This is a genomic window from Streptomyces sp. NPDC030995 (assembly GCF_055571215.1).
In genome coordinates this window covers 114,431-135,184 of record NZ_JBVIFS010000006.1, presented here as the reverse complement: position 1 = coordinate 135,184, position 20,754 = coordinate 114,431, and the positions used below count along the sequence as shown (strand labels likewise).

Here is a 20,754-nt window from a genome sequence, read left to right as displayed (position 1 = left end):
GTGCCGGGGGTCGCGACCCGGTGAACCTTTCCGGTCACAGCACTAGCCGTCCTCAGCAGATCCGCGGGAGCTGCTCCCCGATCGGCAGGTCGACCACGCGCGTGCCGCCCAGCCGGGTGCGCGCCACGACCATGCCCGGGTGCGCCTCCACCGCCTCGCCGATCACGGTCGCCCCGCGGCCCAGCGGATGCGCCCGCATCGCGTCGAGCACCGCCTCGGCGTGCTCGCGCGGTACGAAGGCGACGAGCTTGCCCTCGTTGGCCACGTAGAGCGGGTCCAGGCCGAGGATTGAGCAGGCGTTCGCGACGGCCGGGGGTACCGGGATCCGGGCCTCGTGGACGAGGACGCCGGTGCCGGAAGCCGCTGCGATCTCGTTGAGGGAGGCGGCCAGACCGCCGCGGGTGGGATCGCGCAGGACGTGGAGGTCCGGGGTGACCGCGAGCATGCTCCGTACGAGGCCGCCCAGCGGCGCGCAGTCGCTCTCGATGTCCACCCCGAACTCCAGGCCCTCCCGGACGCTCATGATGGCCACGCCGTGCAGCCCGATGTCACCGCTGACGATGACCACGTCGCCGGGGACGACCCGCTGCGGACGCAGGTCGACGCCCGCGGGGATGACCCCGATGCCCGCGGTGTTGACGTAGATCCCGTCCCCGTGGCCGCTCTCGACGACCTTGGTGTCCCCGGTGACCACCTCCACGCCCGCGGTCCGGGCGGCGTCGCCCATCGCCCGGGCCACCCGCGACACGACGGACAGCTCGACCCCCTCCTCCAGGATGAACCCGCAGGAGAGGTAGGCCGGTTCGGCCCCGGACATGGCGAGGTCGTTGACCGTGCCGTTGACCGCCAGGTCGCCGATGCAGCCACCGGGGAAGAACAGCGGACGCACGACGTACGAGTCCGTGGAGAAGGCCAGCCGGACCCCGCCCAGAGAGAGCGCGGCCGAGTCCCCGAGCTGGGCCAGAGCGGCGCCGCCGAACGCCGGGAGGAAGAGGTGCTCGACGAGCTCGGCGGAGAGCGCGCCCCCTCCGCCGTGGCCCATCACCACCCGCGGGTGGTCGCGCAGCGGGGCCGGGCAGGTCCAGCCGGTGATGTCCAGCGGTGCGGTCTCAGCCAACGGGGCTCGCCTCCAGCGGCGTCGTCGGGGAGGCCGGCGCGGCCTGGAGGTCGAGCCGGCGGTAGAGGTAGTAGGCCGCGCAGGCGCCCTCGCTGGAGACCATCGTGGCGCCGAGCGGGGTGCGCGGAGTGCACAGGGTGCCGAAGGCCTCGCACTCGTGCGGCTTGATGAGCCCCTGGAGCACCTCGCCGCTGCGGCACTCGGCGGGCTCCCGCGTGGTGATGCCGCTGACCGAGAAGCGGTGCTCGGCGTCGAACTCCCGGTAGCGGTCGGACAGTCGCCAGCCGCTGCCCGGGATGACCCCGATGCCGCGCCAGGCCCGGTCGGTGACCTCGAAGACGTCCTCCAGCATGGCCAGGGCGGCCGGGTTGCCCTCCGGGCGGACGGCGCGCGTGTACGCGTTCTCCACCGTGTGCTCGCCCCGCTCGAGCTGGCGCACGGTCCGCCGTACGCCTTCGAGGATGTCCAGCGGCTCGAAGCCGGTCACCACGATCGGCACCCGGTAGCGCGCCGCGAGCTCCGGGTACTCCGCCACCCCCATGACGCTGCACACGTGCCCGGCGGCGAGGAAGCCCTGAACGCGGCAGCTGGGCGACTCCATGATGGCCTCGATGGCCGGGGGAACCCGGACGTGCGACACGAGCAGGCTGAAGTTGGGGATGCCCAGCCGCTTCGCCTGATGGACCGTCATCGCGTTGGGCGGGGCCGTGGTCTCGAAGCCGATGCCGAAGAACACCACTTCCCGGTCCGGGTTCTGCCGGGCGATCGTCAGGGCGTCCAGCGGAGAGTAGACGACCCGTACGTCACCGCCCTCGCTGCGCACCTGGAACAGGTCACGGCCCGTCCCCGGTACCCGGAGCATGTCCCCGAAGGAACAGAAGATCACGCCCGGCCGGGAGGCGATCTCCAGCGCCTTGTCGATCACCTCCAGTGGGGTGACGCAGACCGGGCAGCCCGGGCCGTGGATCAACTCCACCTGATCCGGAAGGAGTTGGTCGATCCCGTGTCGGATGATGGTGTGGGTCTGACCGCCGCACACCTCCATCAGGGCCCAGGGCCGGGTCACGGTGGCATGGATCTCGTCCAGCAGCCGGCGCGCGAGGTCCGGGTCCTGGAATTCGTCGATGTACTTCACTGCTGCACTCCCTCGCCGGCCTCCGCGGCCGGTTCCCACGGGTCGCCGAACTCCTCCTGCAACATGCCGAGTTCCGCGAAGAGTTCAAGGGTCTGCCGGGCCGATGCCTCGTCCAGCCGCTGAAGCGCGAACCCCACGTGGACGATGGCGTACTCGCCGACCTGGAGGTCCGGCAGGTACTCCAGGCACACCTCCTTCTGCACTCCGCCGAAGTCGACCGTGGCCATGCGGGTGCCGTCCCTCTCCCCGATGTCAAGCACTCTGCCGGGTACCGCCAGGCACATGGGTCTCTCCTCGCTGTGGGGGTGGGGGGTCGGTGGCGTCACGGGCAGCCGCCACCATGAGCTGACCGAGTGCCAGCCCGCCGTCGTTCGGCGGGACGTGGCGGTGCCGCAGTACGGTGAAACCGCGCTCGCGCAGCGTGCGGGCACAGGCCGAGGACAGCAGGGTGTTGGCGAAGACCCCGCCGGTCAGCACCACCGTGTCGAGCCCGTGCCGCTCGCGTGCGAGGGCGCACAGCCTGCCGACGAGGGCGGTGGCGCAGGCGTGGAAGCGGGCCGCGATGAGCGACGGGTCCACCCCCGCCCGCAGGTCGGCCACCGCCGCCGCCAGCAGGGGCGCCGGATCCGCGGTGACCGGGCCGCCGCCGGGGCCGGAGCCGGCGCCGGCGCGGGGTGCCGGGGGCTTCAGGTCGAAGGCGTAGGGGCCGGGGCCGGGGCCGGGGTCGGGGTCGGGGTCTGCGTGTGCCGCCGCCCGCAGCGCGGCGTTCTCCAGTTCCATCGCCGCCTGGGCCTCGTAGCCGGAGCGGTGGCAGATGCCCGCCAGCGAGGAGACGGCGTCGAAGAGCCGGCCCATGCTGGAGGTCGGCGCGCAGTTCAGCCCCAGCTCCAACTGCCGTGACAGGACACGCAGTTCGTCCTCTGGACAGCTGCTCGCACACGGCAGGTCCGGATCCCAGGCGATGCCCGCCGCCCACAGATGCGACAGGGCCATGCGGTACGGCCGGTGCACGGCGGCGTCCCCGCCCGGCAGCGGCACGTACGCGAGATGGGCGAAGCGGGTGTATCCGGCGTAGTCGGCGAGGAGCACCTCGCCGCCCCACACCGCGCCGTCGTCGCCGTAGCCGGTGCCGTCGAAGGCGACACCGATCACCCGCCGACCGGGGTCCAGGCCGTGCTCGGCCATCGCCGACGCGATGTGCGCGTGGTGGTGCTGTACGCGCACCAGCGGCCGGCCCTCGGCGTTGCGCGACGCCCATCGGCCGGAGCGGTATCCGGGATGCCGGTCGGTGGCCAGCCGGGCGGGGGACACTCCGGTGATGGACTCCAACTGCCGCCCGGCGCGCTGGAACGCGTCCTGCGTGGCGAGGTCGTCCATGTCTCCGATGTGCGCCGACAGCCAGGCCCGGCGGCCCTCGCCGAGGCAGAGGGCGTTCTTGAGATCGCCCCCGGTGGCCAGTGTCGCGCGCACCGGCAGCGGCAGCGCGACCGGCAGCGGGGCGTAACCGCGCGAGCGCCGGATCAGCAGCGCCTCGCCGTCGCAGACCCGCACCACCGAGTCGTCGCACGGCACGTGGATGGGGCGGTCGTGCGTGAGCCAGCCGTCGGCGAGGCCGACGAGCCGCTCCAGCGCCTCGGCCTCGTCGGTGACGATGGGCTCGCCCGCGAGGTTCCCACTGGTCATGACGAGCAGCCGGGGCCCCGGAGGATCGCCGGGAAGCCCGAACAGCAGGTGGTGGACCGGGGTGTACGGGAGCATGACACCGAGGTCCGGGCTGCGCGGGGCGACCTCCTCGGCCGGGCCCGGGACGCCGGCGCGCCGGCGGAGCAGCACGATGGGCCGGACGTTCCCGGTGAGCAGGGCCCCTTCCTCGGGGCCGATGTGCGTCAGGCGCCGCGCCTCGGCCAGATCGCGCGCCATCACGGCGAAGGGCTTGTCGCCGCGGGACTTGCGCCGGCGCAGCTCCGCGACGGCCCCGGCATGGGCGGCGTCGCAGGCCAGGTGGTAACCGCCGAGCCCCTTGACCGCCAGGATCGCGCCCCGGGCCAGCATCCGGCGGGCCTCGACGACCGGATCCCTACCGGTGAGCTCGTACGGGGCCTTCTCGCCCGCGGCGGTCAGCAGCCGCAGCCGGGGCCCGCAGGCCGGGCAGGCCACCGGCTGGGCGTGGAAGCGGCGGTCGGCCGGATCGGCGTACTCGCGGGCGCAGTCGGGGCACATCGGGAAGCCGGCCATGGTCGTGTGGGCGCGGTCGTAGGGCAGTCCGGTGACGATGGTGAAGCGCGGCCCGCAGTGCGTGCACGTGATGAAGGGGTGCCGGTGGCGCCGGTCGGCCGGATCCGCGAGCTCGGCGAGGCAGGCGGCGCAGGTGGCCGTGTCCGGGGAGACCAGGGTCCGGGCGGGTCCGCCGCCGCGGGAGGCGACGATCGAGAATCCGCCGCCCCCGACCACCGGGACCTCGCAGTGGTCCACGGCGTCCACCACGGCCAGCGGGGGCGCGTCCGCCGCGAGCCGTTCGCAGAACGCCGAAACGGCGGCCGGCGCGCCCTCGACCTCGGTCACCACGCCCTCCGGGGTGTTGGTGACGTGACCGGCCAGGCCGAGTCCGGTGGCACGCGCGTACACGTACGGCCGGAAGCCGACGCCCTGGACCACGCCCCGGACCGTGACCCGGCGCCGCTGCACGGACTCCATCAGCGGGTCTGTGCCACGGCGGGATCGGGCTGACCTTGGTCGTGCGTGTGCGTGTGCGCATGGCCGGGCCCGTGGTCGTGGTCGTGCGCATGGCCCGGCCCGTGCGTGTGTCCCGGCCCGTGCGTGTGGCTGTGCCCGCGGCCGGAGCCCGGCAGGGGAGCGCACGCGCGGGCCATCACCGGGGCGTGCGCCGCCGTCCCCGCCCCGACGGCTTGTGCCCGCTCCAGCAGGATGCCCAGGCCCTGGCCCGCACGGGCCGAGGTGAGCACCACCTCCACGCCCGGATTGACCTGCTGGACGTTCGCGCGGAAGGCCGCCTCGTCGAATTCGACGGCCTGCGCGATGTCGGTCTTCGTGACCACGACCAGCTGGGCCAGCCCGAAGGCGGTCGGGTACTTCAGCGGCTTGTCCTCGCCCTCGGTCACCGAGGCGAGGACCACGCGCAGGGACTCCCCGAGGTCGTACGAGGCCGGGCAGACCAGATTGCCGACGTTCTCCACGAAGAGCAGCCGGGTCTCCTCGGGCAGCCACCCGTCCAGGTGCCGCCCCAGCGTCGCGGCCTCCAGGTGGCAGAGCCCGTCGGTGAGCACCTGCTTGACCGGCGCCCCCGAACGGGCCAGCCGCACCGCGTCGTTCTCGGTGGCCAGATCGGCCGTCAGGGCGGCCACGGCCACCCCGCGCTCCCGGGCGAGCAGCAGTTCCCGCTCCAGCAGGGCCGTCTTGCCGCTGCCCGGGCTGGACAGCAGGTTGACGACCGTCGTCCCGCGGGCGGTGAGTTCGGCGCGCAGCGCCTGCGCGACCCCGTCGTTCTTGGCGAGTACGGCTTGTTGCAGGTCAACCACTCGGCACATGGTTCAGGCCTCCTCGGAGATCGGTGCGCGGCAGGGGACTGCGGCCGGGGCGTCCTCCCAGGTCACGGTGAGGATGCGCAGCTCGCGTCCGGAGAGCAGCTGCACCTCCGTGGCCTTGCCGCAGGCGGGGCAGCACAGTTCGGGGGGCATGCCCACGTCCCATTCGCCCGTGCAGGCGGCGCAGTGCGCACGGGCCCGCTCGGACCGGGTGACGAGCTCGGCCCCCTCCAGGACCGTTCCGGCGCAGGCCAGTTCGAAGCAGAAGGCGAGGGAGTCCGGGACCACTCCGGCCAATTCTCCGACCTGGAGCTCCACTCGGCTCACGGCGCCCGCGCCCTCCGGCGCCGCCTCTTCAACCTGGCCCACGACGGCCATGGCGATCGACATCTCGTGCATCGGACTCCGTCCTGCCGGGGCTCATTACACCGGCAGGACGGGGGCGTCGCGGTCGGGCACGCCGACGGCCCGCACGCCCCGTACGCCATTCGGGCGCCGGGGCGTGCGGGGCTCACATGCTGCGCATGCGCAGGTAGCGCCTGATGTCGGGGAGGATCTGCTTGAGCACGGCGACCAGGGCCACGGCGGTGGCTCCGCCGATGACGGCCTTCTTCATGGGGTTCTCCTCAGTTCACGGCGGGTCGGGTCATCCGCGTCGGCCGCGGGTGCTTCCCCCTCCCGGACCAGGTCCAGGTCCAGGTCCAGGTCCAGGTCCAGGAGCATGCGGACGGCCTCCGGCACCGCGGCGGCCACCGGAGCGCTGAGCCCGATGCCCTCCTCGACGCATGCGGGTTCGCACCCGAGGACCAGCGTGCGCCGGGGCGGGGCCGAACCGGTCCCGGCGCACAGGGTGTCCAGCAGGGCGAGGACGGTGTCGGGCGACATGTCGTGGCCGTCGAGGGCGGCACCGCCCGGTACGACCGGGGCTTCCCCCTCGCCGGCCTCGATGAGGTACAGGGTGCCGGGGGGCCCGCCGCGCGCGGTGGCGTCGACGAGGACGAGCGTGTCGTAGCCGTCGAGCAACTGGTAGGCGAGGTGGACCCCGCGCACCCCGAAGTCCACCGCCTCCACGCCCGCCGGCAGCGGATGCTGCGACAGGGCCCGCAGGGTCTCCACGCCGAAGCCGTCGTCGCCGAGGAAGACATTGCCGATGCCGGCGATCAGGGTCCGCCCGCTCATGCCAGCTCCACGGGGGTGACCTCGTCCGGCTGGAAGTAGAGGAACCTGCCCTGCTCGCGGCGGATGTCCGCCCCCGGGTCGCCGTCCACGGTGACCGCGAGGTGCACGCCCCCGTCGACGTCGTGCAGAACGGCCTCGACCTGGGCGGTGCGGCCCTGGAGGAACAGGTCCTGCGCGTCGGTCCGCCGCAGCCCGGGGCGCAGGACCACCCGGCTGCCGGCGCCCACCCGGACGCCGTCGACCGTGACGTGGTCGGGGGCCGGGTCCGCGGGGTCCGCCCCGGCCGGGTCCCACCAGGGGGTCGCGGGGCGGAACAGCGCCTCCTGGTCCTCGGCTGCGGGCTCGCCGGTGATGTCGCGCAGGCCCCGCACGGCCCCGTGGAGCCGCTCCAGCACCTCGGGCGGCATCGAGTCGGCCAGGTCGATCACGGCGGCCGCCCGGGGATCCGTCCCGCGCGCCTCCCGTTTCTCCTGGTCGGTGAGGGCGGCGGTGCGCAGGGCCAGGATCTCGTCGATCTCGGTGGCGTCGTACATGGCACCGAGACTCTCGGGCGCGATCGCCGGGTGGTCCTCGAGGATGATCGGGGAGGACAGGACCACGTCCGCACGGCCGGGCTCGCCCGCCAGCACCGGCCAGGTGTGCCGGTTCTCGCAGGTCGCGACGGCCCCCTTGGCCCACTCGGGCGGGTCGGTCATCGACAGGAAGGACCCGGAGCTCAGCCCCAGCAGGAGGTGGGCCGCCACCAGCGAGTGGGGCAGGGCCTCCTCGCGGGCCGCGGACCCCTCGTCCGGGGCCCACGGGCTGGTGTTCTCCACCACCGCGGTGAGCTTCACCACCCGGTAGGGGCCGTCGAGTTCGGCGGCGGCGAGCCGCAGGATCCCGGAGATCCGCTCCGTACGCCGCACCAGGCGGCCGATCGTCCGGCCGGCCTCGTCGAGGACCGCCTCGATCTCCACGCGGGCGGGCCGGGAGAAGGGGAAGTCGACACCGGAGCCCACCAGTTCGGCCACCGAGACGGACAACTCGACGCGTTCCTCGGTCCCCTCGTCCCAGGGGACCAGCACCCGGTCGGCCAGGTGTAGTTCGGCGACCTCATCGAACGCGCCGTCACCGCGGGCCTGTTGGACCGTACGCCGCTGGGCGTGCAGGAAGCGCAGCTCCAGGCCGAGGGTCGCGGCGCCCCGGGGCTCCAGCAGGATCTCGGTCCGCTGGAAGGTGTGCTCCCCGTGCGCGGGGGCCCAGGCGGGCGGCGCGAGCACACCGAACTGCCAGCGCATGCGGTTCTTCGCCGCGGAGGCCCGGTAGGGGTAGAGGACGTATCCCTCGAAGAGGACGGCGTCGGCGACCTGCCGGGCCGTGGCGAACCGGGCGTCCCGGGCGCCGGCAGAGGTGGTGGTGGCGGTGGTGGTGGTCCTCGTGGTCGTGGTCACGGAGCGGTCCTCTCGGTGACGCGCGGCGGCGCCGCCCCCAGCCGGGCCGCGGGAGGTGGCGGCTGCGCCGCGGCGGCGGTGTCCAGCAGGGCGCGTACGGTCGCCTCCCACGAGGGGAGGGCGTGCCGCGAGCGGAAGGCGAGCAGTTCGGCCATCGTGTCGGAGGGCAGGCGCAGCCAGCCGCAGCCCGGGAAGTGCTGCTCGACCATCTCCCGCCACACGGCCACCGGCATCCGGTACGCGGCCTCGCGGTCCCAGGGCACCGGTTCGACGAGGAAGCCGCCCGCCCCGGTGAACGCGGTCCCGGAGAACAGCATCAGCAGCGGCGCCTCACCGCCCTGGAGCGCGGCGAAGTACCGGGTCGCCGCGATGTCCATGTCGTAGCTGCACGGCACCACCAGGTCGGCCTCGGTCTCCCCGGTGAAACTCGGGATCATGAGCGGAACCTGCGCGAACTGCACCGGCTGGAGGGTGGATCCCCAGCGGGAGGGGGCGCCGAACAGGTCGGCCAGGCCGTCCGCCTCCACCGGGCCGTACCGCCGCCGGGCGGGTTCGACGCGGATCTGGCAGCGCAGGGCGAGGGCGTGCACCCGTACTTCCGGCGAGGCGGTCACGCGCAGCCGGAAGACCAGGGTCGGACCGGCGGCGTACGGGTCGGCGCGCACCCCGGTGCAGGCGAAGGTGAACTCCGTCATGACCGGCCCGCTTCCACGGCGTCGGGCGTGAGCACCCGGGCCCGTCGCTCGACCCGCTCGAAGAAGACGCGCAGCGCCTCCCGGGCCTCCGCGCCCCCGTCGAAGCCCTGCCACAGCAGCCGCATCCGCCCCACCAACTCGTAGCAGATGTCGATGGGCACCAGATGGCAGGTGGTGCGGCCCGCCGCGCGGTGCAGCAGCAGCGCCTCCACGTCGGGTTCCAGCAGGGCGGCCAGCCGTCCGGCGCCGAGCACGCCCTGCCAGGTCTCCGGGTCGAGCTCGCTCTCGGTGGCCCCGGCGGGGCTCGGGTAGAGCGCGACCAGGCGGTCCAGTGCGGCGTTGCGGAAGAGGAACGCCACCCCGACGGGGATCTGGAGGGCCTCCCAGGCCCCGTCGTCGAGCGGATGCCCCGGGTCGGTCAGGTACCGGTCCGGTACGGCGCGGAACCGGCCGGCGGCCGCCCCCTGCCGGTCGAACAGCAGCGCGCAGGCGGTGCAGGCGCAGACCAGGGCCCGCCGCTCGGTCTCCACCAGGTGGCGGTGGCCGTCCTCGGGCACCGCCACCCCGCACAGTTCGCAGGTCTCGGGGCGGGGCGGGCGCGCGCCGGCGAACCGCCGCAGGCCGCGTGCGGCGGGAGCGGGCGCGTCGGGAGCGGGCCCGTGGGGAGCGGGCCCGTTCACCGGACCCGCGCCGGGGCCTGCGGGCGGGTGCCGATCTGCAGCAGGGCGGGCGGCGGGGCCGCCGTCTCCACCTCCACGGAGGTCACCTCGGGAGCGAAGGCGGCCAGGGCGTCCGCCACGTTCTGCGGCACGCCGGGGGAGCCGGCCTCCGAACTGCCGCAGCCGCAGCCGCCGGAGGCCGTGACGCGCAGCCGCAGCACGCCCGAGGCCGCGTCGAAGCCGAGCAGTTCCACGGGCTCCCGTACGGCCTCCAGCGCCCGCCCGATCCGGACGTGGACGTCCTCGGGATGCAGGTCGTGCAGGGCCAGCAGGCTCGCCACGAGCTCGTCGTCCAGGAGCGGACCGAGGCCGCTCTTGCCGAGCCGCTCGGTGATCCGGGCGAGCCCGGCCCCGTAGAACTCCATGAGCGCCCGCACCAGTTCCTCGGCGGCGGCGCAGGCCGCCCGGTCGCCCGTGGCGGCGAGCCGGTCGAGCACCTCGTCCACCCGGTGCCCCGCCTGCCGTGCGTCCATCGCGACGCCCGCCTGCGCGGCGCTCATCCGCCCAGCCCGCTCAGGCCGGTGGGCACGTGCATGGTCTTGACCGTCTTGCCGCCGCCGACGTACATGTGCACCCCGCACGGCAGACACGGGTCGAAGCTGCGCACCGCCCGCATGATGTCGATGCCCTTGAAGTTCTCCGGGGGGTTCTCCTCGAAGATCGGGGTGTTCTGCACGGCGTCCTCGTACGGTCCCGGCGTCCCGAAGGTGTCGCGGGTGCTGGCGTTCCAGGGGGTCGGCGGGTACGGGTGGTAGTTGGCGATCTTCCCGTCGCGGATCACCATGTGGTGGGACAGGACGCCCCGCACGGCCTCGGTGAAGCCCACGCCGATCGACTCGTCCGGCACCTCGAACTTCTCCCAGGTCTGGGTGCGTCCGGCGCGGACCTCCGCCAGCCCCATCTCGGCGCAGTGCAGCGCGATCGCCGCGGCGTACGCCTGGAAGTAGGTGCGGGCGCGGTTGCGCTCCAGCGCGTTGCTCCACTTCGGGATCTTCCACTCGAAGCGGGTCTCGGGCTTGGTCATGGTGCGCGGCAGGTTGATGACGACGCTGTGCCCGGTGGCCTTGACGTAGCCGACGTCCACCAGGCCGGACAGCGCGGTGGACCACAGCCGGGCGATGGGGCCGCCGCCGGTGTCGAGCGCGAGGTGGTCCTTGCCGTCGAACCAGCGGGGCGACATCACCCAGCTGTACTTGTCGTCGAAGTTCCGCTTCTGCGGGGCGGGGATGGTGTGCTGGTTCCACGGGTGGCGCGGGTCGACCGGGTTGCCGAGCGGGTCGTGGGTGACGAACTGCTCCTGGCCCGCCCAGTCGTCGTAGTACGAGCTGCCCAGCAGGATGCGGATGCCCAGGTTGATCTCCGTGAGGTCGTTGGTGACCAGCTTGCCGTCCACGATCACGCCCGGGGTGACGAACATCTTCCGTCCCCAGTCGGTCATGTTGGCGTAGGTGAAGTCGCAGTACTCGGGGTCGTTGAGCGCGCCCCAGCAGCCCAACAGGACGCGGCGGCGGCCGACTTCCTCGTAGCCGGGCAGGGCCTCGTAGAAGAAGTCGAACAGGTCGTCGTGCAGCGGCACCACCTTCTTCATGAACTCCACGTACCGCATCAGGCGGCTCATGTAGTCGGTGAAGAGCTGGACCGAGGCGATGGTGCCGACGCCGCCCGGGTAGAGCGTGGAGGGGTGCACGTGGCGGCCCTCCATCAGGCAGAACATCTCCCGGGTGTAGCGGCTGACTTGGAGGGCCTCGCGGTAGAACTCGCCCTCGATGGGGTTGAGCGAGCGCATGATGTCCGCGATGGTGCGGTAGCCGTGGTCGCCGGCGTGCGGGGCCTCGGTCCGCTCGGCCAGCTCCAGGACCCCGGGGTTGGTCTCGCGGACCATCTTTTCGCAGTAGTCGACCCCGACCAGGTTCTCCTGGAAGATGTTGTGGTCGAACATGTACTCCGCCGACTCGCCGAGGTTGATGATCCACTCGGCGAGGTGGGGCGGCTTCACCCCGTAGGCCATGTTCTGCGCGTAGACGGAACAGGTGGCGTGGTTGTCACCGCAGATCCCGCAGATGCGGCTGGTGATGAAGTGCGCGTCCCGGGGGTCCTTGCCGCGCATGAAGACGCTGTAGCCGCGGAAGACGGACGAGGTGCTGTAGCACTCGGCGACCCGCTTCTGCTTGAAGTCGATCTTCGTGTGGATGCCGAGACTGCCGACGATCCGGGTGATCGGATCCCACGCCATCTCCACCAGGCCGCTGCCGTCGCCGCCTGCCTTCGTCTTCGGTGCCATCGTGTCTGCCGTGACCCTTCTTCAGTGAGGGGAGGAGGAGGTGCGCCGGGCCGGCGGGTACTCGGGTGGTCGGGTGGTCGGTCACCAGGGCGGGCGGTAGCCGGTGGTCAGCTTCTCGCCGCCGCGGCGCCACTTCGGCTCTTGGTCCACGGTGCGCAGCGTGACCGCGCGGAGCCTGCGGACGATCGCCCCGTAAGTACTGCTCGCCTTGGTGGAGACCCGGGCTCCGGGGGGTTCGTCCATGAACGGCATGAACTTGTCGGGGAAGCCGGGCATCGTGCAGGCGATGCAGATGCCGCCCACGTTCGGGCAGCCGCCGATGCCGTTCATCCAGCCGCGCTTGGGCACGTTGCACTTGACCACCGGACCCCAACAGCCGACTTTCACCAGGCACTTGGGGGAGTCGTAGGTCTCGGCGAACTGGCCCTGCTCGTAGTAGCCCGCGCGGTCGCAGCCCTCGTGGACCGTCATGCCGAACAGCCACGTGGGCCGCAGCTTGTCGTCGAGCGGGATCATCGGGGCCGAGCCGGCCGCCTGGTAGAGCAGGTAGGTCAGGGTCTCCGAGAAGTTGTCCGGCTGGATCGGACAGCCCGGCACGCACACGATCGGGATCCCGGCGTGGGACTTCCAGTCCCAGCCCAGATAGTCGGGCACGCCCATCGCACCCGTCGGATTGCCCTCCATCGCATGGATCCCGCCGTACGTGGCGCACGTACCGATGGCCACCACGGCGAGGGCCTTGGGCGCCAGGCGGTCGATCCACTCGCTGGTGGTGATGGGCTGGCCGGTCGCCGGATCGTCGCCGAAGCCGCACCAGTAGCCCTCGGGCTTGATCTTCTCGTTGGGGATGGAGCCCTCCACCACCAGCACGAACGGATCGATCTCGCCCCGCTCGCCCTTGAAGAACCACTCGATGAACGTGTCCGCACCGCCCACGGGACCGCACTCGAAGTCGATGAGCGGCCAGTGCACGGCGATCCTGGGCAGTCCGGGCAGTGTCCCCGTGACGATTTCCTCGATGCTCGGCTGCATCGCCGCCGTCAGGGCCACGGAGTCGCCGTCGCAGCTCAAGCCCGCATTGATCCAGAGAATGTGGATCAGGGGGTCCTCTACCGGGTCCGGCGTTGCTGCATCCATGCGGACGCCTCCTTGAAAGCGGGGAGCGGGGAGCGGGAAACAGGGCGGGGAGAGGAGAGCCGAGGCGGCCGGTGTCCGCCCGGGCCTCCTCGGCCCCACCCTTCTTGCTAGCAGCCGCCGGGGCCGGGTGCCCCGTCATGTACGCCCGGTCCAGTGACGCCGCGCCTCCGCGAGGGCAGCGGCGTCCCGCGCCGGCCCGGTACGCGCTCCGTGAGGTGCGGCGGTGTGGCGACAGGGCGCTCCTTGCGTACGAAGGCCCGGCGCAGCGCGTGGTAGGGGGCGTCCGGGTCGAAGAAGGTCTGCCGCATCCGCTCCAGCTCGGCCGCGCGATAGGAGGCCAGCGGGCGCTGCTCCTCGTCGAGGTCCCGGCGGGCCTTCTTCACGGCGATCCGCGAGGAGGTGGCCGCGTGGCCGGCGAGCTGGGCGGCGAGCGTCACGGCCCGGTCGGCGAAGGCCGCGGGCGGGCCGGCGATCGTACGGTCGACCAGGCCGAGCCGCCGGGCGGCCGCGGCGCTCAGCGGCAGGGCGTCGGCGGTGAGCCGCTCCGCGCGGGCGGCGCCGACCCGGCGCGGCAGGGTGTACGTCCAGAACTCCGAGCCGTACAGGCCCATCAGCCGGTAGTGCGGGTTGAGGACCACGCCCGAGCGGCACCACACCTCGTCGGCGGCGAGGGCCAGCATCGCCCCACCGGCGGCCGCGTTGCCTCCGAGGGCGGCGACCACGAGCCGGTCGGTGGTGGTCAGGACGGCCTCCACCAGGTCGTCCATGGCGTTGATGTTGGCCCAGGACTCCCCGGCGGGGTCGGCCGCCGCCTCGATGACCCCGAGGTGGATGCCGTTGGAGAAGAAGTCCCGGCCGCCGCCGAGCACGAGGACCGACGTGGGGCGGGAGCGGGCCGCCCGGTAGGCGTCCAGCAGACGCCGGCAGTGCTCGGTGCTCATCGCGCCGCCGGGGAAGGAGAACGACAGGAACCCGGCGCCTCCCTCCTCGCGGTAGCCGATGTCGGACCAGTCGCACGGGCCCGGACCGGGTTCCACCGGAGCGGGGAGCTCCGGCAGGGCGGGCAGCAGGTCCCCGAGCGCGAGTGTGGCGGGCAGTTTGGGGGCGGCCGCCTCCCCCGGAGGGCGGTGGGCCCGTAGCTCCGGGATCCAGACGGCGCCGTCGACGGTGGCCCGGCAGACCGCGCCCGCCCTGGTGGCGATCAGCTCGCCCGGGCGGCCGCGCAGCCGGTCCTCGGGGTGACCGCCGTGCAGGTACCAGGTGGCGCCGAGCAGCTCGTCCCGTACGCCGGGCCGGGAGTCGGCGGCGCGCAGCACGCGCAGGACCCGCTCGGTGGCGTCCGCCCGCCAGTCGATGCGACGGCTCTCCTGGCGGAGAAGGGGGCGGGCCAGACCTTCGGTCTGGGGCAGGGGCGTGTACGTACCGGAGGCGAAGCGGTCCACGGCGAGCAGGACGGCCTCCAGGGCCGCGTCGGCGACCTCCCCGCGGTACCAGGCGCTCTTGGCCACCGGCGGGTCCGGGACCGGGCACGCGACCGAGGCCCACACATCGCCGGCGTCCATCTCCGCATTGGCCTGGAGCACGGTGACGCCCCACCGCGGGGCCCCCTCCTGGACGGCCCGGTCGAGCGAGGAGGGGCCGCGGTCCCCGACCGGACCGGGGTGGACGATCAGGCAGGTGTGGGCGGACCAGACCTCCTCGGGCACGGCCGACTTCAGCATCGGCGCGAGCACCAGGTCGGGCCGGTGGCGGCGGACGGCAGCGGCCAGGTCGGTCTGCGGGAGCGCCAGTTCCACCGCGACACTGTGGCCGTGATCGCGCAGTTCGGCGTGGACCCGCTGGGTGAGGCTGTTGAACGCGCTCGCGACGAGCAGGACGTGCACGTGGTCTCCCTGCGACGGACCGGAACCGTGGCCGTGTGGCACCCGGCAGGTTCGGCCGGGCGTGACCGGGGCATGACCGGCCGCCTGAGATGTTCCCGGGACGCCGGCCGCGGGCGCGCGTAACCCGACGGCCGTGTCACTCGAAGGCGCACCCGCATGGGGCCGCTCGGCGGCAGGGCGCTACTCGTGATCCTCGATCCCGATGGCCTTCTCCAGGTCCCGGTACGCCTTGCCCCAGTGGCCCTCCTGCTGCTCCAGGAGGGCGGCGGCGATGGCGTCCAGCTTGAGCCGGATCCCCGCGCCTGCCCACCGGCGGCCTTCCGAACCGCGTCCGCACGCGGGAGGCGCGTACAGCGACGGACCGGACACGCTCCGGCGAGGCGGGCCGGTCAGGGGCGCAGGAATGCGCGCAGCCGGGTCAGCGGCCACGCGTTGATGACCTCGTCCTTCGTCAGCCAGCCCCGCTGGGCCGTGCCCGCCCCGTAGCGCACGTACGCCAGGTGCGTGGGGGAGTGCGCGTCGGAATCCACCGCGAAGCGCACCCCGAACCCCTTCGCCCGCAGGATGTCCTCGTCGCACAGATCGAGCCGCTCCGGATGGGAGTTGATCTCCAGGGCCGTGCCGGTCCGCGCGCAGGCCCGGAACACCTCGTCGAAGTCGGCGTCGATGCCGGGCCTGCGGCCGATCCGGCGCGTGGTGGGGTGCCCGATGACGTGCACGTACGGGTTTTCGCACGCCCGCACCAGCCGACGGGTCTGCGCCCGCCGGTCCAGCCCGAAATGCGAATGCACCGAGGCCACGCACAGGTCGAATCCGGCCAGGAACTCGTCGGGCCAGTCCAGCTCCCCGTCGGGCCCGATGTTGAGCTCCGTGCCGTGCAGCAGCCGCATCCCGTGGTGCGCCCGGTCCAGCGCGCGCACCCGCTCCCGCTGGGCGAGCACCTTCTCGTCGGTCATCCGCTGCATGGAGAGGTTGGGCGCGTGGTCCGTGACGGCGTAGTACGCGTACCCGCGGTCGGCCGCGGCCGACACCATCTCCTCCAGTGGCGCCAGCCCGTCGGTGAGGTCGGTGTGGGTGTGCAGGTCGCCCCGCAGGTCGCGCTCCGTCACCAGGTCGGGCAGCTCGCCGCGCAACCCGGCCGCGATCTCCCCGCGGTCCTCGCGCAGCGGCGGCGCGATCCACGGCAGGCCGAGCCGGGCGTAGATCTCCTCCTCCGTCTCGCCGGCCCGCCGTTCGTCGCCGTCGGCGTCGAAGAGCCCGTACTCGGAGAGCTTGAGCCCGTGGCGCACCGCGAGCGCCCGGGTGCGTACGTTGTGCGCCTTCGAGCCGGTGAAGTACTGCATGCCCGCGCCCCAGGACGCGGGCGGCAGGACCCGCAGGTCGACCTGGAGGCCCTTCGTCGTACGGATGGAGGTCTTCTTCGCGCCGCGCGCCGGCACCTCGGCCGTGTACGGGAGGCCGACGAGCGCCGCCATGACCGGGGCCGGCCGCTCCGACGCCACCAGGACGTCGATGTCGCCGATGGTCTCGCGCATCCGCCGCAGCGACCCGGCGTACGCGCACCGGACGACGCCCGGCACCGACGCCAGCTCGCCGATGATCTGCTCGGCGATCTCGGTCGCGGCGCTGATCAGGATCCGGCTGCCCGCCTTCTGCATCATGGCGATACCCGCGAGTATGTTCTCCTCGCTCTTCTCCCCGAACCCCCGCAGGTCGCGCAGCCGCTCCGCGTGGATCGCGTCGAGCAGCTGGTCCACCGTGGCGACCCCCAGCCGCTCGTGGAGCAGCATGGCCCGCTTCGGCCCGAGCCCGGGGACCCGGGTCAGCTCCCGCACCCCGGCCGGGACGGCGGCCCTGACCTCGTCGATCGCGGGGACGTGGCCGGTGCGCAGGTAGTCCAGTACCTTCTCGGCGATCGACGCGCCGACGTTCGGGATCTCCTTGAGCCCCTTCGCGTCGAGTCTCGCGACATCCAGCGGACTGCCCCCGATGGAGCGGGCGGCCTTCTCGTAGGCACGCACCTTGAAGGCGTCCCCGCCGCTGATCGCCATCAGGTCGGCGTACTCCTGGAGCAGCGCCTCGACCTCGTCGTTGACCCGGGCCATGTCTCCAGGGTGCCCCCGGCCGCGGAGGGCCGCACCCACCCCCGTGGAATGCAGCCCTCCGCAGTCGATCTCAGTTGTACGCGCGGATCCCCGGCCAGGTCTTCGGGCCGACCTCGCCGTCCCACTCCGAGGGCTCGGGTGTGCGGGGCCACCCGCGGAGGAGGTCTCCACCCTGCACCGGCTGTGGGTGCTCGCGGACCTCACCCGCGCACCGGCCGCCCCGGAGGCGGCCCCCGCCACCGACGCGGAGGACCAGGAGCCCCCGTCCGAACCGGGCCGGGCGCCGTCGCGACGGTGGATCCGGCGGACGGGTTACGCGCTGGCGGCCCTGACGGCCGTCGCCGCTGCCGCCGCGGCGATGGCGTGGCCCGGCTCCGGCGGCGCCGCGGAACCCTCGGGCGCCGGCGACGGCCGGTTGTTGTTCTCCACGGCCTGCCGGGAGCCGGCGAGCATGGGCCAGCACGACGCGTGCGTCCGCGAGGTCCAGTCCCTGCTGGAGAAGAAGGGGGCGAAGATCGGCGTCGACGGCGACTTCGGCCCGCAGACGCTGCGCAGGGTCACGGCCTTCCAAGTGCTGGCGGGCCTGCCGCCGAAGGGCGTCGTGGACGACGAGACGAAACGCGCCCTCTACGAACGGCCGGTCCCGATGGGGCAGTCGCCGTCCGACCAGGTCGAACGCCGCATCCGTGAGGTGTTCCCCGAGGAACCGGACCGGGCGGCCGGCATCGCCCGCTGCCAGTCCCTGCTGGACCCGCTGCACGTGCTGCCCAATACCAACGGCTCCCGCAACTGGGGCCTCTTCCAGATCTCCGACGGCCGGCTCGCCGAACTCGGCGGCACCCCCCGGCTCGCCTTCGACCCCGAATGGAACATCCAGGCGGCGCGGCGCCTGTGGGCCCGCGGCCGCGACTTCAGCCACTGGCCGCAGTGCGACCAGGCGTACCGGAGCGCCTCGCCGTCCGCCGCCGCCACCTCGGGGTGAGGACGTCCACGGCCGACCGGTACGGGCCGGCCGGCCGTGGACGTACGGGATCAGACGAGGTCGAACCGGTCCAGGTTCATGACCTTGTCCCACGCCGCGACGAAGTCCTTCACGAACTTCTCCTTCGCGTCGTCGCCGGCGTAGACCTCCGCGAGCGCGCGCAGTTCGGAGTTCGACCCGAAGACGAGGTCGGCACGGGTACCGGTCCACTTGACCTGGCCCGTGGCCGCGTCGCGCCCCTCGAAGGTGTTCTGGTCCTCGGACGTCGCCTTCCACGTCGTGCCCAGGTCGAGCAGGTTGACGAAGAAGTCGTTGGTCAGCGTCCCGGGTGCCTGGGTGAGGACACCGTGCGACGACTGCTGGTGGTTCGCGCCCAGGACGCGCAGGCCACCGACCAGGACCGTCATCTCGGGGGCGCTCAGGTTCAGCAGGTTCGCCTTGTCGACGAGCAGGTACTCGGCGGGGATCCGGTTGCCCTTGCCGAGGTGGTTGCGGAACCCGTCGGCGGCCGGTTCGAGCGCGGCGAACGCCTCGACGTCGGTCTGCTCCTGCGAGGCGTCCGCGCGGCCCGGGGTGAAGGGGACCTCGACGTCGAAGCCGGCGTCCTTGGCGGCCTGCTCGACGGCGGCGGCGCCGGCCAGCACGATCAGGTCGGCGAGGGAGACCCGCTTGTCGCCGCTCTGGGCGGCGTTGAAGGACTCCTGGATCCCGGTCAGGGTGCGCAGCACCGAGGCCAGCTGGTCGGGCTCGTTGACCTCCCACCCGTTCTGCGGCTGCAGGCGGATGCGCGCACCGTTGGCACCGCCGCGCTTGTCGCTGCCGCGGAAGGAGGAGGCCGACGCCCACGCGGTGGACACCAGCTCGGACACCGACAGGTCCGAGGCGAGGATCCGCTCCTTGAGGGAGGCGATGTCCGCGGCGCCGACGAGCTCGTGCGTCACCGGGGGCAGCGGGTCCTGCCACAGCAGCGTCTCGGACGGCACCTCCGGTCCGAGGTAGCGCACGACCGGGCCCATGTCGCGGTGGGTCAGCTTGAACCAGGCGCGCGCGAAGGCGTCCGCGAACTCGGCCGGGTTCTCGAGGAAGCGGCGGGAGATCCGCTCGTAGGCCGGGTCGAACCGGAGCGAGAGGTCGGTCGTGAGCATCGTCGGGGCGTGGCTCTTCGACGCGTCGTGCGCGTCGGGCACGGTGCCGGCCCCGGCGCCCTCCTTCGGCCGCCACTGGTGCGCCCCGGCGGGGCTCTTGAACTGCTCCCACTCGTACCCGAAGAGGATCTCGAAGAAGGTGTTGTCCCAGGTGGTCGGCGTGTTCGTCCAGATGCCCTCGAGGCCGCTGGTGATCGCGTCGCCGCCCTTGCCGGTGCCGAAGGTGCTGCTCCAGCCGAGGCCCTGCTGTTCGAGCGACGCCGCCTCGGGCTCGGCGCCGACGTTCTCCGCCGGGCCGGCGCCGTGGGTCTTGCCGAAGGTGTGGCCGCCGGCTATCAGGGCGACCGTCTCCTCGTCGTTCATCGCCATCCGGCGGAACGTTTCACGGATGTCGCGGGCCGCGGCGATCGGGTCCGGGTTGCCGTTGGGGCCCTCGGGGTTGACGTAGATGAGGCCCATCTGGACGGCGCCGAGGGGGCTCTCCAGCTCCCGGTCGCCGGTGTAGCGTCCGTCGGCGAGCCAGGTGGTCTCGGGACCCCAGTAGACGTCCTCGTCGGCCTCCCAGACGTCCGCGCGGCCGCCGCCGAAGCCGAAGGTCTCGAAGCCCATCGATTCGAGGGCGACGTTGCCGGCGAGGATCATGAGGTCGGCCCACGAGAGGTTCTGGCCGTACTTCTTCTTGACCGGCCACAGCAGTCGGCGGGCCTTGTCGAGGTTCCCGTTGTCCGGCCAGCTGTTGAGGGGCGCGAAGCGCTGCTGACCGGACCCGGCGCCGCCGCGGCCGTCGCTGATCCGGTAGGTGCCGGCGCTGTGCCAGGCCATGCGGACCATGAGCGGGCCGTAGTGGCCGAAGTCGGCGGGCCACCAGTCCTGCGAGCTCGTCAGCACCTCCGCGATGTCCCGCTTCACGGCAGGGAGATCGAGGGCGTTGAAGGCCGCGGCGTAGTCGAAGTCCCCGCCGTTGGGGTCGGCCACGGCCGGGTTCTTGGCCAGGATCTTCAGGTTGAGCCGCTCCGGCCACCACTGGCGGTTTCCGCCACCCTGGGTCGGGTGCGCCGCGCGCCCGTGCGCCACCGGACAGCCACCTCCGCCCTCCGCCTTGCCGTCTGTGACGATCGCATCATGGTTCTCAGACATCGGAATCCTTCCGGACCGGGCGGGTCCTGGTTCTCAGGAACGGCTGGGCGGTGGAACAGTCGGGGCGCGGGCCCCGTGGACGGCCTGGGCTTCGTCGATGTGCAGCCTCGGCGTGCGTCTCCTGCGGTACTGGAGCCTTCTTGTTACTTGGCTATCAACGAAACCGATCCTACGATGGACAGAATCCAAGTCAAGAAGAACACCAAAGTCGTATCTCATCGGATCCCGGATGTTCATCGGCGAAAAATCGGGGTTCCGCAGATCCTG

19 protein-coding genes are annotated in these 20,754 nt (G+C 72.8%); 1 reads left to right on the top strand and 18 read right to left on the bottom strand.

The genetic code is table 11. The features are described from left to right. Positions 1-52: 52 nt before the first annotated feature. The 17 genes from hypE to polX form a co-directional block, all read right to left on the bottom strand. Complete coding sequence (gene hypE, locus ACZ45T_RS12580; RefSeq protein ID WP_468440313.1) at positions 53-1,117, bottom strand: hydrogenase expression/formation protein HypE; 1,065 nt, start codon at positions 1,115-1,117, stop codon at positions 53-55. After that, on the bottom strand, positions 1,110-2,252 hold the full coding sequence (gene hypD / locus ACZ45T_RS12575; protein ID WP_468440311.1) for a hydrogenase formation protein HypD: 1,143 nt from the start codon (positions 2,250-2,252) through the stop codon (positions 1,110-1,112). The genes hypE and hypD overlap by 8 nt, the downstream gene beginning before the upstream one ends. Then, the gene (locus ACZ45T_RS12570) at positions 2,249-2,536 is read right to left on the bottom strand and encodes a HypC/HybG/HupF family hydrogenase formation chaperone (protein ID WP_468440309.1); all 288 of its coding nucleotides are present in this window, start codon (positions 2,534-2,536) and stop codon (positions 2,249-2,251) included. Before ACZ45T_RS12570 ends, hypD begins: the two co-directional genes overlap by 4 nt. Next, positions 2,505-4,946 carry a carbamoyltransferase HypF gene (gene hypF, locus ACZ45T_RS12565; RefSeq protein WP_468440307.1) on the bottom strand — a complete coding sequence of 814 codons (2,442 nt, stop codon included), beginning with the start codon at positions 4,944-4,946 and terminating at the stop codon, positions 2,505-2,507. Before hypF ends, ACZ45T_RS12570 begins: the two co-directional genes overlap by 32 nt. Beyond that, a complete protein-coding gene (gene hypB, locus ACZ45T_RS12560; protein WP_468440305.1) occupies positions 4,946-5,797 on the bottom strand; it encodes a hydrogenase nickel incorporation protein HypB in 852 nt (283 codons plus the stop codon). The genes hypF and hypB overlap by 1 nt, the downstream gene beginning before the upstream one ends. Before the next feature lie 3 nt (positions 5,798-5,800). Continuing rightward, on the bottom strand, positions 5,801-6,193 hold the full coding sequence (locus tag ACZ45T_RS12555) for a hydrogenase maturation nickel metallochaperone HypA/HybF (RefSeq protein ID WP_468440303.1): 393 nt from the start codon (positions 6,191-6,193) through the stop codon (positions 5,801-5,803). Positions 6,194-6,305: 112 nt separating this feature from the next. Then, the gene (locus ACZ45T_RS12550; protein WP_468440300.1) at positions 6,306-6,410 is read right to left on the bottom strand and encodes a DUF6893 family small protein; all 105 of its coding nucleotides are present in this window, start codon (positions 6,408-6,410) and stop codon (positions 6,306-6,308) included. Continuing rightward, positions 6,407-6,973: a hydrogenase maturation protease gene (locus ACZ45T_RS12545; RefSeq protein WP_468440299.1), complete on the bottom strand. Its 567-nt coding sequence runs from the start codon at positions 6,971-6,973 to the stop codon at positions 6,407-6,409. The genes ACZ45T_RS12550 and ACZ45T_RS12545 overlap by 4 nt, the downstream gene beginning before the upstream one ends. After that, positions 6,970-8,403 (bottom strand): hypothetical protein, encoded by a 1,434-nt coding sequence (locus tag ACZ45T_RS12540; protein ID WP_468440297.1) that lies wholly within the window; start codon positions 8,401-8,403, stop codon positions 6,970-6,972. The genes ACZ45T_RS12545 and ACZ45T_RS12540 overlap by 4 nt, the downstream gene beginning before the upstream one ends. Then, entirely contained in the window at positions 8,400-9,098 is a 699-nt protein-coding gene (locus tag ACZ45T_RS12535; protein ID WP_468440295.1) for a DUF6084 family protein, read from the bottom strand. Before ACZ45T_RS12535 ends, ACZ45T_RS12540 begins: the two co-directional genes overlap by 4 nt. Next, positions 9,095-9,778, bottom strand: a complete 684-nt coding sequence (locus tag ACZ45T_RS12530) for a DUF5947 family protein (protein WP_468440293.1) — start codon at positions 9,776-9,778, stop codon at positions 9,095-9,097. Before ACZ45T_RS12530 ends, ACZ45T_RS12535 begins: the two co-directional genes overlap by 4 nt. Then, on the bottom strand, positions 9,775-10,317 hold the full coding sequence (locus ACZ45T_RS12525; protein ID WP_468440291.1) for a hypothetical protein: 543 nt from the start codon (positions 10,315-10,317) through the stop codon (positions 9,775-9,777). The genes ACZ45T_RS12530 and ACZ45T_RS12525 overlap by 4 nt, the downstream gene beginning before the upstream one ends. Next, positions 10,314-12,098, bottom strand: a complete 1,785-nt coding sequence (locus tag ACZ45T_RS12520) for a nickel-dependent hydrogenase large subunit (protein ID WP_468440289.1) — start codon at positions 12,096-12,098, stop codon at positions 10,314-10,316. The genes ACZ45T_RS12525 and ACZ45T_RS12520 overlap by 4 nt, the downstream gene beginning before the upstream one ends. Positions 12,099-12,179: 81 nt before the next feature. After that, positions 12,180-13,235, bottom strand: a complete 1,056-nt coding sequence (locus ACZ45T_RS12515) for an NADH-quinone oxidoreductase subunit B family protein (protein ID WP_468440287.1) — start codon at positions 13,233-13,235, stop codon at positions 12,180-12,182. A gap of 107 nt (positions 13,236-13,342) precedes the next feature. Further along, positions 13,343-15,118: an enoyl-CoA hydratase-related protein gene (locus tag ACZ45T_RS12510; protein WP_468440285.1), complete on the bottom strand. Its 1,776-nt coding sequence runs from the start codon at positions 15,116-15,118 to the stop codon at positions 13,343-13,345. 180 nt (positions 15,119-15,298) lie between these two features. After that, positions 15,299-15,487, bottom strand: a complete 189-nt coding sequence (locus tag ACZ45T_RS12505) for a hypothetical protein (protein WP_468440283.1) — start codon at positions 15,485-15,487, stop codon at positions 15,299-15,301. A 20-nt stretch (positions 15,488-15,507) separates the two neighbouring features. Then, complete coding sequence (gene polX / locus ACZ45T_RS12500; RefSeq protein WP_468440281.1) at positions 15,508-17,223, bottom strand: DNA polymerase/3'-5' exonuclease PolX; 1,716 nt, start codon at positions 17,221-17,223, stop codon at positions 15,508-15,510. Positions 17,224-17,410: 187 nt separating this feature from the next. On the opposite strand from polX, the gene ACZ45T_RS12495 reads away from it, so the two are divergent. Continuing rightward, the gene (locus ACZ45T_RS12495; protein WP_468440279.1) at positions 17,411-18,205 is read left to right on the top strand and encodes a peptidoglycan-binding protein; all 795 of its coding nucleotides are present in this window, start codon (positions 17,411-17,413) and stop codon (positions 18,203-18,205) included. 50 nt (positions 18,206-18,255) lie between these two features. On the opposite strand, the gene katG is transcribed toward ACZ45T_RS12495, so the two are convergent. Beyond that, on the bottom strand, positions 18,256-20,487 hold the full coding sequence (gene katG, locus ACZ45T_RS12490) for a catalase/peroxidase HPI (RefSeq protein ID WP_468440277.1): 2,232 nt from the start codon (positions 20,485-20,487) through the stop codon (positions 18,256-18,258). Between the last annotated feature and the right edge of the window lie 267 nt (positions 20,488-20,754).